Source organism: Streptococcus sp. E17BB (assembly GCF_041807725.1).
Lineage (GTDB): Bacteria > Bacillota > Bacilli > Lactobacillales > Streptococcaceae > Streptococcus > Streptococcus entericus.
In genome coordinates this window covers 18,664-33,295 of record NZ_JBGTZC010000025.1, presented here as the reverse complement: position 1 = coordinate 33,295, position 14,632 = coordinate 18,664, and the positions used below count along the sequence as shown (strand labels likewise).

At 44.7% G+C, this 14,632-nt stretch carries 7 protein-coding genes and 5 pseudogenes; 1 reads left to right on the top strand and 11 read right to left on the bottom strand.

Annotated elements, in window-relative coordinates; all coding sequences use genetic code 11:
- From ACERC7_RS07345 to ACERC7_RS07295, 11 genes and pseudogenes are all read right to left on the bottom strand, one after another.
- Positions 1-122: DUF5945 family protein (locus tag ACERC7_RS07345; RefSeq protein WP_373666579.1), on the bottom strand; the 122-nt coding region annotated here is incomplete at its 3' end.
- Positions 119-361 (bottom strand): DUF5965 family protein, encoded by a 243-nt coding sequence (locus ACERC7_RS07340; RefSeq protein WP_373666578.1) that lies wholly within the window; start codon positions 359-361, stop codon positions 119-121. The genes ACERC7_RS07340 and ACERC7_RS07345, both read right to left, overlap by 4 nt.
- A 59-nt stretch (positions 362-420) precedes the next feature.
- Complete coding sequence (locus ACERC7_RS07335) at positions 421-1,512, bottom strand: DUF3991 domain-containing protein (RefSeq protein WP_373666577.1); 1,092 nt, start codon at positions 1,510-1,512, stop codon at positions 421-423.
- A 40-nt stretch (positions 1,513-1,552) separates the two neighbouring features.
- The gene (locus tag ACERC7_RS07330; protein ID WP_373666576.1) at positions 1,553-2,197 is read right to left on the bottom strand and encodes a hypothetical protein; all 645 of its coding nucleotides are present in this window, start codon (positions 2,195-2,197) and stop codon (positions 1,553-1,555) included.
- 101 nt (positions 2,198-2,298) lie between these two features.
- Positions 2,299-2,598: a DUF5966 family protein gene (locus ACERC7_RS07325; protein ID WP_373666575.1), complete on the bottom strand. Its 300-nt coding sequence runs from the start codon at positions 2,596-2,598 to the stop codon at positions 2,299-2,301.
- Position 2,599: 1 nt separating this feature from the next.
- Positions 2,600-2,905, bottom strand: coding sequence for a DUF5962 family protein (locus ACERC7_RS07320; protein ID WP_373666574.1), 306 nt, complete (start codon positions 2,903-2,905; stop codon positions 2,600-2,602).
- 68 nt (positions 2,906-2,973) lie between these two features.
- Positions 2,974-3,930: pseudogene (locus ACERC7_RS07315) on the bottom strand (hypothetical protein); the annotation flags it as partial.
- Between the two features lie 104 nt (positions 3,931-4,034).
- Positions 4,035-5,846: a group II intron reverse transcriptase/maturase gene (gene ltrA / locus ACERC7_RS07310; RefSeq protein WP_373666573.1), complete on the bottom strand. Its 1,812-nt coding sequence runs from the start codon at positions 5,844-5,846 to the stop codon at positions 4,035-4,037.
- Positions 5,847-6,410: 564 nt separating this feature from the next.
- Positions 6,411-12,452, bottom strand: a pseudogene (locus ACERC7_RS07305) (DEAD/DEAH box helicase family protein).
- Between the two features lie 601 nt (positions 12,453-13,053).
- Positions 13,054-13,200, bottom strand: a pseudogene (locus ACERC7_RS07300) (calcium-binding protein); the annotation flags it as partial.
- Positions 13,193-14,287, bottom strand: a pseudogene (locus ACERC7_RS07295) (SspB-related isopeptide-forming adhesin); the annotation flags it as partial. The pseudogenes ACERC7_RS07300 and ACERC7_RS07295, both read right to left, overlap by 8 nt.
- On the opposite strand from ACERC7_RS07295, the pseudogene ACERC7_RS07290 reads away from it, so the two are divergent.
- Positions 14,276-14,506 (top strand): annotated as a pseudogene (locus tag ACERC7_RS07290) (integrase core domain-containing protein); the annotation flags it as partial. The pseudogenes ACERC7_RS07295 and ACERC7_RS07290 sit on opposite strands and share 12 nt — an antisense overlap.
- Between the last annotated feature and the right edge of the window lie 126 nt (positions 14,507-14,632).

The window sequence follows — 14,632 nt, the reverse complement described above, 5'->3', positions numbered from 1 at the left end:
GGACTTGGTGCTGGGTCACCTTTACCAAAAAGTGCCGCAATCTTTGCTCGTTCCTGGTCTGGTGTAGTGGGTGTTGGTTGGTCTAGTGAACCGTCATAGGTCCAGTCTGTTTGTGTCGTCATTCTGTTCTCCTTGTGTCATTAGGTTCTTGTGGGGCATGGGGCTTAGACAATTTCCCAAAAGCTCGCTCTAAAGCCTCGTCAAAGCGTATCTGACTGCTCGTTTGATAAGTGATAAAGGTGGCGTACATTGCTTCCTGGAGTTGGTCCTGATAGGTGTTAAGGCGTTCCGCTTCCCTAGCCACTTTCTCGGCCTGTTTCTTAACTTTTTCTTCTAGGCGAGCCACTTGGCTCAAACTCATAGGCATTCCTCCTTCTTTGGGTCTGGATCTAGCTTATCAAAGGCCCCTTGATTTTTTCATCACAAATCAAGAGCTAAGGTTTGAGAGGAATAGCTGGTCTGCCTACCTTCCTCGTAAAATTGACAGAGCCAGTCATCCAGACAGGGTTCCAACTTTCGCCTCATCAACGCCTCATTCCAATCAGCTTTGCCATCTAGTAGGTCTAACGATGGTAAATCCTGCTCAAGGGGAAATCCCTGGTCTCTTAACTTTTCAATAAAATCTCTCCCTGCCTCATCATTGTCGACAGCTAGCGTTAGAAACTGGTCATGATGTTGAATGTATCTCGTCGTCTGTAAAATAACATCCAAGTAGTGGCTCAATCTCCCCTTGTCCAGCTCATCAAGAAAACGAAAATCTCCCTTTTCCTCCGAAGCTAGACGGATAACGTGGTAGGCGATAACACTCTTCTTCAGGCCTTCCATCGATACCAGACGGACATCAGCCAACTTCTCTTTCTGACACTCGTAATAACTCATCAAATCAATCACAGATTCCGCAAAGACAAGCCGCTTGGGTTTACCTATAGCCAAGCTAATCCCTGCATAACCATGAGAGCCTTTCATGATTTTCTTGAACCGTCCGCGTTTATATCGGTCTGGGTCTTCTTCAATCCCCTGAAGACTGGCTCCTACCAATCGCCCATGATGGTCCTTACTCTTAAACACAACCACAGGCTCTGAAAAGTTGTCGCTCTGCCATTGCCCCTGGGCAAGAAGACCTTGCCGGCCAAAGGTGTTGATGGTCTCATCAGATAAGTGACGGATGGTCTTGAGATAGGTGCGAGCAGAACCAAAGTCCTTACTTTCAGGAAGATAATAACGAAACGGTTCCAGTTTTAACACCTGTACCTCCTGCTCTGGAAAATCTCCCTTGTCCAAAAAGTGAATGGCTTCCTTGAAGCTAACCCCTGCCATCAGCTGCACAAAGTCTATGACATCGCCCTGAATATCCCGCGAAAACCATTTGAAGGTATTGGTGTTGGTAAAAATCTTGAAAGAATCGTGTTCTACCTGCTCGTAAAGGGTGCTGGATAAACGTTTCAAAGGGATACCCAAGGACCCTGCCACGTCAACGATGGACTTCTTCTTAATCGTCTCTAATGTTATCATCTTATTCTCCTATCAAAAAAGCAGAAGGCCAGCCTTCTGCTTAGGGTGTTGTGGTTGAAACTGGCAATTCAGGAATCGCTTCTGGCTCTGGTGTCGTCTTTTGTGCTTGAGTAAGAGCTTCTGATAGGCCTACCGAATAGGTTTGAAGATGGTTGACCAAGAGCTTATCTCCTAGTTTAGTGTAGGTCAAACGCAAGAGATGTTTCTCCACTTGATTGGTCTGAGCCTTGTCCTTCTGCTCCAAATCTGGCACATAGGTCACTGTATAAGACACCTCGGCTAAGACCTCATTTGAAGCATGATTGAGGTAAATATCAGCCTCCTGATACTGATAGTCCAAGATATAGTCCTTGTAGACCTCCTGGAGGGTGTCTTCTTGGCGAGTCAATTCTTCACTGTAGGCTGAATCCGTCAAATAAGGCTTGATACGCTTGTTATTTTCGCCAAGTTGTTTCTTAGTGAAGTAGTGACGGAGAAACGCCTCAACGCTTTCTTGGGATAGCTGACTGGCTTTCTCTTTTTTTGTCTGTTCATCTTGTAGTTTCTTAGCCTCCTGCTTGATAGCCGCCCTGGTCTCATTGGTCACACTTTGCTTACCTAAGCTATAGCCCATAGTCGAGACAAAGGCTAGTAAAGCAAGACTGGCCACACTCACTAGGACAATCTGCTTGGTTTTATCAATCATCAATTTTTCCTCTTTTCTGTCATGATAAACCAAGAATACCATGAGGAGATTGGGAATTTTATCACAGAAAAAAGGACACCCGAAGGTGTCCAAATGTGGGGTTAAGCGAGGCGTTTTGTCAATCGTTTGCTTATTTTTTTAACCAATAATGCAGCCAACAAGACATTTATCCCGACAAAAAAGGTCGGAAAACTGAGCCAGCCATTGGTCTGAAACTCGATCACAAAGAGGTCTGTTTCAGTAAACAACAGGTAAAGACCATAAACCTCCATAAAGGCTAGAAAGAGACCTCCTCCAATGAGCAATAAGCCTGTCGCCGCCAGAAACAAGCGGTAAAGCAAGAGAAGAATCCCTCCAATAGCGATGAGAATGAGAATAATTTGCCCTAACTCTTCAAACATCTTATGCCTCCCCTAGCTGTCTGCGATAGTACGTCGCCTTAGTGTTGTCCAGCTCCTCAAGTCGTTCAACCAAGTCCAAATACTCTACCCGTGTCCCCTCATCAAGATCTGGGAAGAAGGTCTCACGGTTAGTCATGATAACCTCTAATTGGCCAGTCAACTCACGGATGGAAAAACTCACATCACCTGTGGCTGTCTCGTATTGGTCTTTCAAGTCACGATAAGCCTCGTACTGGTCAGATGTACTGAACCCCTCACTCAAAAGGTTATCTAGTTGGTGTTTCATGTTTTCAAATTGGTCTGTCATCATGTCTCTCCTTTTCTTCTTCTACCATTAGTTTACCGCGTTCCATTCCTTTTGTCAGCTCATTGCTGCTAAATGTCCAAAGAAAGTTGGTCGTCAAGGACGATTTCTTGCTGATTGAGCGGATTAAGAAAGGGAGCTAGGGCTTCTTCAATGACCTCTATAGGCTCCCCTGCTTCAATCAGAGGTGCAAGGACATCGTATTGGGCTTTAAGGTTTTGATAATGTTCTTCCTTACTAAAAGTCTTATCAACCTGTTCCTTGGCAACGGCTGCCTTATCCCTCATGGTCTTGGCCAAAGCCTCTGTTGTTTCTTTGTCCTTTTCAATGTCGCCAATCACATTGTTAATCCGCTGGAGAGTTCCAATAGGGGATTTCAAATCCAGGCTCACCGAATACTGGTTGTCTCCCACAACCCTTAAGGTGATCAGTTCAGGAATAGGTTCACTCAGGCTTCTGGTCGTGACCTTCAAGGCAAAGCCTCGGTAATGGGAAAGGGTGCGAAATTCCTTGGTTTCTGAGCGGTTCTGACGAATCAGTTGGTGCAGGTACTCCCCTGCCTCGCTCTTTTCGGTGTAGGTTTGGCTGCCAAAGGACATGACAAAATCCTTGCCTTTACTATTTTTTGACCGCTCAATGTCCTGGTCATAAAGACTAAGGCGTTTCTCCATAACCGGCAAATCTCGCTCCGCCACCCGTATGGTTTGACGGTAATCGTCCTTGGTTCGCTCAAAAGCACGCCGTTCATTGTCCAAAAGCCCCAATTCATTCTCCAGCTCCATCTTGAGTTTAAGAAAGGGATTGCCCGTAGCCAAGGCCTTGAAATCAGAGGCAGTCATGGTCTGCTCATCAATGTCTTCTGCCGCCCGAACAGGTTCTTTAGAGGTCATAATTTGCGTGATGTACTTGAGCTTATTCTCTTGGGTCTGCCAGAGGTAGTTGTCAAAACTCCCTTTAGTAATGTAGTGATAAATATCTACTTCTTGGTGCTGGTTGCCCTGACGAATCAGCCGACCATTTCGCTGTAGGCTAAGTACCCAGCGCCTTACCGTATTACTACAGCAGGTTTCCAAATACTCGCCCCCGAACCGTACGTACACCTCTCAATGTATACGGCTCTCCATTTATAAACTCAATCTAACTTGCCATGATGTAATTTCTTATGGCAATCTTTACACAGTGCTATTGTTTTCCGTTGTCTAGAAATCATCAAATGTTCCCAAAAAGTTTTCCCTTTTAACTCCTTGAGTTTTCTCACATGATGGATTTCTAGGGAACTGTCGGTTGCTTGGCAATATTCACAACGATTTGCTTTTAATCTATCAATTAAATTTGTACGACTGAAATATTTTGCCGTATTTGGCAAGTTATCGTTTTCAAGGAAAGATTTCTTTTGACGTTTAAAGCCTCCATTATAGAAATAACGGGTCATTGTATCTCCTTTACGGCCAATATACTGTACCCTGAATTGTCCATCCTTTTTATATTTACGGATGATGTGAGATTTAGTCGTACGATACTTGGTCGCATAGGTTTTATACATGCTATATTCCATAATATACTTAAAGCGATGGAGGATAGAACTGTTGTTAGCGATACAATAATAGTTATAAAAACCTCTTATTTCCGCATTGTAGCGTTCTAAAATCTCTAAATCATCACAGTCTTTCATGAAATATCGAGCAGTTGGTTTCCATACCTCGTGACCTCTATGGTAGGTCATTTTCATGGCTCCATAGGACAATAGCCTATCTCTAATCGTTTCAATCGAAACTTCAAGAACTAGCCTACCTGTATAATTTCTAACCAATCGTCCTGCCGAATCACGCTTAGCTAACTTGGATTGGCGAATGTACAGATGATAACCCAGAAACCTCGCTTTATCTCTTGCATTGGTAATCAGGGTTTTCTCTTCAGAGAGTTCCAATTTGAGAACCGTTTCCAAATAGTCCTTAATGTCTGCTTTAATACGACGAGCGTCCTCTTTACTTCCAATCACACCACAGATAAAATCATCTGCATATCGGGTATAGGTTAGACGCTTAAAACTACTATCCATAGGGTCACTATGAGGAATCAATACTCTTTCTTTTTCTAATTGACGAATACGTTGAATGGCTTCTTGGCGTTGGTTTTCCGTCGAAGTACACTCTAGTGTTCTTCTTGCTTTTCCCAGTGCAATCTCATTTTGGCGATATTCTGGGGTGCGTTTACGGTATTTCCCTTCACAGAAGTTCTTCACATAATCTATCATATATTTATCAAACTTATCCAAATAGATATTGGCTAGAATTGGACTGATTATTCCTCCTTGTGGAGTTCCTGAGTAGGTTTTGTAGAATTTCCAATCTTCCACATATCCTGCATTGAGAAATTTACGAATCAGGCGTAAGAAACGCTCATCCATAATTCTTTCTCGTAGAATTTGAATCATCACATCGTGGTTGATATTATCAAAAAACGATTTGATATCTCCTTCAATAAACCACTTTACTTCTGTATAGGTTTTCTGAATTTGAGTAAGTGCTGAATGACAGCTTTTATTCGGACGAAAACCATGGGAAGAGGATTCAAATTGTCCCTCGTAGATGGATTCCAAAATCATTTTGATAACCTGTTGTAAGAGCTTATCATCAAATGATGGAATACCTAGTGGACGTGGCTTCCCATTCTTTTTAGGAATATAGGTTCGTCTTGATGGATGTGGCTGATAAGATTCATCTTTCAGGGAATCAATCAATTGGTCAATTCTAGCCATACTCATACCATCGATCGTCAACTCATCTACTCCAGGTGTCATGTGTCCTAGGTTAGCGTAAATCGTTTGATAGGCAACTAAGTACATTTCTTTGTTGTAAAGTAAGCGATAAAGTCGCTCAAATTGATAGTTTTTATCTTTACTGTGTTTTGTTAGATTGTTTAACACATTTTGAGGATTTCTCATGGTGTCTCGCACACCTTCCTTTCCATAATGTTAATGTTATAAACTGTTCCCCTTCGCCATGTACGTGCCATTAACACGCTCGAACTACTACGGGAACTCCGTTACCTTATCAAATATTCATAAACCTGATGTTTAATAGCTTTTACAAGCATTTTGACTTAGGTAATCTCCGTTTAGCTGGTATAGTAACATAGCTTGATAATTTCATCGGATAGGACGTTCATCTGTTTTCATTTACTATGAATACGCTATGGAATCCCTTTGCTTCACTACCTCGAACAGTGATAATGAAGTTCCATAGTATGAGGATTTTAGTTATCTTACCTCACAGTCCTGACACAGACCGTTTAGACTATCCTTCAATCAGTTTAGATTTTATCCTTATAATTATCTCAGTAACAACTGTTACATTGTCATCTCCTCATTCAGTCGTGATGTGATAACTCATCAACTTATGAGTTTCCCAACGTGCTTTGTTCCCTGATATTTGGTTTCCCTCACAGGTCAGTTGGGTGATGATAGGCATTAAGGTCACGCCTACTACTTTGCCAAAAAGTAGATTTACTATACCGCCTTTACGGACGCACGGACAATATCACTTGGTCGCCAAGGAACGTCCAAATGATGAACAGCCTTCATCTTAGCCTGAACGTTGAGACCCGTTCCCCCTTTTTCTGTTGAGGCCATGAGGATTCGTACCTCACCGCTATTGACCTGACGAGACAGGCTATTCTTCTTGTCGTCAGTATTGGCGTCATGGACAAAGGCAATCTGGTTGGCTGGAATCCCACGATCGACCAAGAGAGTTTTCAGCTCATTATAGATGTCAAACGTACTGCCATCTTTCTTGGGTGTCCCAATATCTGAAAATATCATCTGGGTACTTTCTGTCACCATATTTTCCCGATAAATCCGCTCCACATTATCCACCACCTGAAGGAGTTTCTGGCTGTCAGACAGCTTGTAGGCAGGGTCTATCAATCGCATGTCAATGGCTAATTTTCTAGCTTCGCCAGTTATCTTTAACATGTTGTCCTCCGTCGGCTCTACCAGACCGTTTTTGATGTCCTCAGACCGTGCCACCAGCTCCTCTAGGTAGTAACGCTGACTATCCGTCAACTCACTCTCTACGGGGATAATCCTTGCCTCTGGCACAGGTAAGTCCAACATATCTGAAGTTTGAATATCAGCTGTTTCCTTATAAATCCGCATGAGTTCAGGCAGGTTGACAAATTTCTTAAAGCGTTTCTTAGGCTGGTACTTATCTCCCGTTGGAGACAATTCCATTGAATTCTCAATCTGGCCAAAAGCTCCTACCCAAGAATCAAAGTGAGCCACCTGATACCGCTCCAGCACATCTGGCTGGACATAGTTCATCATAGTGTAGAGTTCGCTGATGGAATTAGAGACTGGTGTCCCTGTCGCAAAGATGACGTGACGATTGTTATGCTCTGACTGGACCTGCCGCACCTTCATCTCCATGTCCACGTTCTTCTTGGCTGTGATATTGGTAATGCCTGCCACGTTGCCCAAGCCTGTGATGGGACGAATATTCTTGAAGTGATGAGCTTCGTCCACAAAGAGACAGTCAATGCCCAAGTTCTCAAACTCGATAAAGCTGTCCCTATCCAGTTTTTGAAGCTCCTCTAGACGTTCTTCCAAAGAACGAATAGCCCGCTCCGATTCCTTGACCGTGTAGTCATTCTCACTATTCAGGTAAATCTCTCGCATCTGGCTCAGCTTGTCCATGATATAGGCTTCCTGTTTGGCCTTACTCATGGGGATTTTCTCAAACTGGCTATCGCCAATGACAATGGCATCATAGTCTCCTGTAATAATCCGTGACACAAATTGCTTACGGCGAGATTTGACAAAGTCCTTCTTGGTCGTCACAAAAACTTTCTTGGTCGGGAAAAACTTGAGGATTTCCTGGCCAAATTGAGCGGTCAAACCAGAAGGGACAACATAGAGTGGTTTATTGACCACCCCCAACTCTTTCAGTTTAAACCCCGCCCCAAGCATGGTCAAGGTCTTTCCTGAACCCACTTCATGAGCCAAAAGGGCTCGCTTTTCCTCCACAATCCGTTGAATGGCATTCTTCTGATGGGGGCGTAAGCTAATATTTTGAGCCAAGCCATCAATAACCAAATGGCTACCATCATAGGTCTTAGACACCGTACGGTTATACAGGCTATTGTAGGTGTCCGCAATCAAGGTCTGAACTTCTGGAGAGGATAAGACAAAGTCCTGGAAAAGACCCTGCATATCCGCTTCCCTGCTTCTCAAGAGACTGGTTCGCTGGGCATCGGTCACTTGCTTTTGCTTATCACCCTCTTTGACCATCTGTGTAATAGTAGGCTGATTGGAATTAAGCAGGGTCTCAAACACCTTCCGCCCACTATCATAGCGTGACCCCCTCACCCCCATAGCCGCTTCTTGGGCGGACACAGGGCGGTTGGTAAAAGCCTTAGACAAAGTATAGGTGCCATCAATAGGACTAACCTCAATGACATCTATTAAACTTGGGTCATCTAAGGTTTTCTCCTCGCCCAAAATCACCACATGAGCAAATTGCCCATAAACCTCGTTTGGAATCCAGCGAGAGCCAATGCGGTAGGCAATATCTGCCAATCCAATCTGACGGGGTTTGACAGCCTCAAGCAAAGTCTGATAGTGTCTCCAGTCTGCCAAGGCATTGTCCTCTTTTTGAAGCAAATCCACCTGGTCAAGCTTGGTTAAAATATCGCCTGATAGAAAATCCTGACGAGAAACATAAACCACTTTTCCCAAGAGGGCATAAGCAGGATCCAACAGAACCAAATCCCCTAATTCCTCAATCACATCACCTTCTGTTTTGCCTGGATAAAGAGACATCATAAAGGCAATATCCACCCCACGACCTTCTGCCAGACTGGCATTGAGGGCATCCTGAGCCGTATTGACGGCTTTGAGAATACGGTCTGGTCGCACCAAGGCTTTTTCAAAAGCCAGCGACTTCTTATACTTGACCTTCTTGTCCACAGGGTCAATGTATTCATCTTCTAAACTAGCAAGAAGAGAATACTTGTCATCACTATCAAATAGATTGCGGTTGACGTTACTATTGAGGTAACCATGCCGTCTGACAAAGCGGTCATACTGGTTGTTTAAGTCCCCAAGTAAACCCTCAAAGACATCACGGTCATAATCATAGTCCCGCTGGAGGTCAATCATTTCCTGATAGGTATTGCGAAGGTTGACCATGCCCTTAATACGGGCAACCTCCTTATCAGACAACGTTCCCTCATAGAAGACCGTTTTCTTAAAAAGTCCCTTGTGTCTGCCCGTCTTCGTCGCTTCTTTGGACAGGTAAACATCAACAGCTGTCTCATCGGTCACAGTCAAAGCCACAAAACGGTCAATAGCTGCTTGAGAGTATTTGGCATCCCAAGCCACAAAATCCCCAGTTTCCGTGACATAGTAGCTGATTTCCTCTGTCTTAGCCCCTACTCGAATGCCTTCACGGTCCTGGTAGTAAATCGTGTCCCCCTCATAGCCGAAACTATAGCGTTCAAGGCTATCCCAAATGGCTTGCGGAATGGTCTTGTCAACGGTTTTCTCCATCAGGACTTGAGACTGGATAAAGATGTTGTCCTTAACTTGTGGAAGAGCAACCTGCTTCAAAGCCTCCTTCAACTCTAGCACCAAGTCCTGTCCGCTTCCCTTCAAGGACAAAGTTCCACCGTTGAAATTTTTGACCTCATAAGTTCCCAAAACTTGAGGATTGTCCTCACCGTCAAAGTAGGGATTGAGCCAAATACGGTCGTCCTTGGCATACCGCTTGCTTCCTGAAAAAGCAATCGTTTCACCAGTCACCGACTTATCTAAGTCCTTTTGGAAGAAGAGAATATCCGTCGTAACACTCGTTCCTGCGATAGCCTTAAAAGCAGAATCAGGCAAGCGAACCCCACCCAAGAACTGAGTGGTAGCCTTGATATCCTGCAAGATATTATCTACCCGTTTATCCATTGTTCCCGTTGAGGAAATAACCGCCACTTGCCCAGCGTCATGAACCAAGTCCAACGACTTTTTGACAAAGTAATCGTGAATCATATAGTGCTTGTCATAACGGTTGTCCGCAATCCTAAAATTGCCAAAGGGAATGTTTGAAATAACCAAGTCAAAACTATCCGCCTGAAAGGGCACATCTTCAAAGCCTTGGACGAAAATGGTGGCATTGGGGTGAAGCTGTTTGGCAATAGCTCCCGTAATACCATCTATCTCCACACCGTAAAGGTCGCACTTCTCTCTTAATTGGGCTGGCATAGCCGCAAAGAAATTCCCTGTTCCCATAGACGGATCCAGCACCCGTCCGCCTCTAAACCCATCTGCGACCAACTTATCCCACATAGCTCTCACAATAGCTGGGTCGGTATAGTAAGCAGTCAGAGAACTCTGCTTCATGTCAGAGTATTCCTTATCAGACACCAATCTCTTTAGCTCTGCCCGTTCTATCTCAAACTAAGGATTGTAGTCGTCAAAAAAACTATTGGCTAGACCGCCCCAGCCGACATACTTGGCTAATATCTCCTGTTCAGGTGGGCTTGCCTGCCGCCCAGACTTATCTAGCTCTTTAACGAGACGGATGGCTGCGAGGTTAGCTTCCACCTTAGCCCGTGTCCCTTTAGGGTAAAAATCGGTCAAGTCCTCTGGAAAGGCAAAATTCTGAACAGGCTCAACCTTAACTAGCTCAGGCTCCTTTTCAAGCACACTAGGCTCGTCTTGAATAACCGCTTGGTCTTTTGGAGCCTCCGTTCTTTCTGCAGGACCTTTGTCTGAAGTGGGGTCTGTTTGACTGTCATCTAGGAAGGAAAAGAGGTCGATGTCATCAGAATCCTTTGTTACTGCAAAGTCATTACTTTCTTTAAAAGCCTCTGACTTTTCTGGTCGATAAACCAGCTGGCTCTTTTCCAATGCCCCAAGAGAACCGACATAAAAAACAGGACTGTCTAGCACATCATCATCGGGTAAAGCAGCTAACGCAACCCTAATCTGCCCCTGGTCTTCCCTAATATCTGCGACCTCAAATAGATGTTCACCATAACTGGCTAAACTTCCCAGAGGATACGTCTTTTGAACCTCTTCCTTGAGTTCTGACAGGCTATCATCAAAAGGAGTTTCCGGTTCTCTAGCCTGAAGTTCTTCCAATAATAAACGAGACGCCTTGTCTGGCTCTGCTTGAGCCATTCGCTCAAAGATTTTAGCCTCCTCTAGCTTCAGCTCATCTTTGGTCATGCGATTGGCCACAAAGACTAAACGCTCATAAGGGAGACTGCTCTCAAGGAAAAATGTAACGCTATCTCTGTCTAATCCCTGGTCAAGCAATTCAACCGCAAGCCTCAATTGATTGACTGGGGCATGAGGATACTGCCCTAAATAAAGTAACTCTTCCTTGGGCAAACGGTATTTCCCAACCGCATCTAACAAGACCCCTCGGCTACTCTCTGGAAAGTCCTCGACGGGTACACCAGCTGCCTCTAAAAGCTGGTAGTTTCTCGCCAAGAGCTGACGACTGAGGTCTACCAATTCTGCCAGTTCCTGAGAACCTGGCTCTCTAGCCAATTCATCTGCCGACCCATCCGCTTCCAGATAGGTAAAAATCGTCTCCCCTTCATAGATGGGAGTTTGCCTGCGTTCCTCATCAAAGTCACCCAAACGAAATTGTAACGGTCGCTCTAGTTTGGCTAATTCATCGTAGTGGCTTAAAATGGCAAACTTTTGGGTCAAGTTCAAGTGCTCATAGGCCTCATAGTGCTGGCTCTTGCCTAAGCGACGGTCATAAGAAGAGAGTGGTTCAGCTTGATTGGTCAAATAGGCCGTTACCACATTATCAACTTCTTCAAATCTGACGGTTTCTTCCTGCTTCACCTGACTGAGCTCTGCTTTTTTCTGGTCGAACTGAGTAATGATGTCTGCTTTAATGCCCAAGGGCAAGTCCTGATAGGCTGGCAAGTGCGCCACAAGTAAACTCGTCTTATCTAACCTGGCCACCGGTTGACCGTAATGGGCAACCAGATCTTGGTCAGTGGTTTCAAAGGTTAGTTCTGGCTTTGGGATAGTTGGGGCTTCATAGTTCAAAATAAACAAATCAAGGTCTCGGCTAATGCGGTCTGCTAGGTTGTTAGCCACCTTAGACACATTGATAAAATCCACCTGATTCATCTGAGGCACCAAACTCCCCAAGGATACACCATAATAGCTTCCCTGTTGGTCTAGAAGTTGACAATAAACGGCAAGATTATAGGTCGCAACCAATACCACCATATCTTTTTCAAAAGGGGTAAGTTGAGGGATTTGCCGTAAACCAGCCTGAGCGAAATGATAAGCATAAGCGCCCAAATGTTCAAAAGGTTGGTCTCCTTGGTTCAGAAAGGCAACTAGCTCCTCACTCACATCGTAGGGAGTTGGAAAAAGATTGACACGGCCTTCCTGCTCGATAAAGGTTTCCAAAAGCCTTTCCCAAGGCTTATCAAAATGGTGGGCTTGAAAGCGTAAAAAAGCCTCCTTAATAGCCAAATCTTGGTGTTGATGTTGCCGAAGGCGGTGGCTGATGGCTTGTGTATTCATCCAGTAATTCTCCTTTGATTTTCTTTAGTCAAAAAGGACTGAGAAAGCTCTCAGTCCCAATCGCTTAGAGGGTCATGGACAGCTCTCGCTGTGCGTCTACTTGAGATCTAGTTAGGTCTGCCATGTAGCTTCGTAAGAACTGGGAACGACTATCCAACCTGTCTTGGGCAAGAGCCAAATGAACTAAGTCTCCGAAATAATCGTCACTATCTACGTCCAGCTGGTGGCGAATCAAATCATCTAAAGTCTCCAAACTATAGGGGTCAAAGTTGCCCAACTCCCAATCATCAGACGACACCAAATAGGCAGACGACCGACCTTGGAAGACCTCTGAGATAAACTCATTCACATCCCCTGTTCGATAGAGCTTGTCTAACAGTCGGGTCAGGTCTTGCCTAATCACTTCGCTCTGCTCATCCGCAACTAGACGGAGGTGTTCATCTAACAGATAAATGTCATCTGTTGCCATATAGTAAGCATAGAGGTCATTAAGAAGTGTTTGACTGGTGATTTGGGTCTCCACACTCATGACTGCCTTAGTAAAGGCTGACGTATCTTGGTCCAAAAAGTGCTGCATGACCTGTCTCATCTCTTGGAATGTTGGAGTGCGACCTGATAGGATTTCTGCCAAATCAGCTACCCCATCGCCATCAGAATCAGGGCTTAAGGGATTGGTTCCTAAAGCCAGTTCCTGGGCATCTGTGAGACCGTCTCGGTCACTATCTTGGGTATAAAGGGTCTTAGGCATGGCTATCCTCACTTTCTAGGTCTTCCTTCTTACGGTGTAACCCATACGCCAGACCTAGCATCAAGCCACCTCCAACAAGACTAAGGATAGAAGCTTCCTCTCCTGTTTGTGGGAGACTGACAACTGGGCTTGGAGCTTGTGGTGGAACTGGTGTTGGAATTGGAGTTCCTGGTACTTCTGATTTTGGAGTAGGAGGTGTCGGTGGGATTACCGGCTCAGGGGTCGTCGTTTTAACTGTATTAGAGGTAATGGTAACCCCATTAACACTATGGCTAAAGGTATTTTCCACTTCCCCAGCCGCAATCCGTTTCATCTGAAGGTAGATATCTGCTTGGAAGGTGGAAGCGTCTGAAATGCTGGTCAGAAAAGCCTTATCAAAGGAAATAGACACTTGACCAGATGTGGTATCCACCCTTTGAAGCGTGTACTTGGTCACTTCTGTCCCCGATTTTAGGACTGTCCCATCTGCCAAGGTCACGTCCGTCATCAGGTAAGCCTGATAAACACCGTCATACTGGTCATGGGTTTCATCGTAATCATCACTAAAGCTATACGCTGTAAGAGCTGTCGCACGATTGGCTGGAATATGTGCGCCTTGAAGACGATAGGTAAAGACCTGATTAAGAGCAATCTCCTTGCCATCCAAACTCTGGTCCTTGTGAGATAGGTCGATGACCACATCCTTTTTGGGGTCTAGTTTTGGCACGTTGTTCACAACAGTATCCGTCACATAGGCTAGGCCAAAATCAATCTGATAGGCGGTATTGGTGTAGTCACCACCCGTTTTTACCAAATCTTTTTTAATAGACATGGGATTGGTCACAACCAAGGTCTGACCTGTCTTGACATAGGTGTCATAAAAGGTCTGTGGGTCATCTGCCGTAAAGACCTGAATGGCTCCTTTAGGCACAAATCCCCTACCTGCCATGGCATCTTGAACCGTCTTTGGTGCTTCACTTAGAGAAGCGTACACCTTAACGGATAAGCCCTTGACTGCTTGCCCTTGACCATCAACAATCTGAATCCCGTCTAGGTTGACATCCAAGGCCTCTTCTGGGTAATCATCAACCATAAAGAAACCTTTGGCATTACCCGTTCCCTCAGTCAAGCGGGCTGTCCCTATGATAATGCCGTCGCTGAGAGCACCTACCGCTCTTTCAAACTGGAGTTTATCAACCAGGAGACCTGCCAGTCACTAGAAGAACTAACCCTTAAAACCAAGGACTATGTCCACTGGTGGAACCATCATCGCATTCACGGTAGTCTCGATTACCAAACACCTATGGTTAAGCGAGTTATCGCTTAACAAAAACACTTTATAAAAATTGTACAGAAAAGGGGTGCCTTTTCATACTAAACTTAGGTGCCTAGCTATACCCTTTCAACTTTGATATGCCTGTAACATAACAAGGAATTTCATATCGTAGATTCT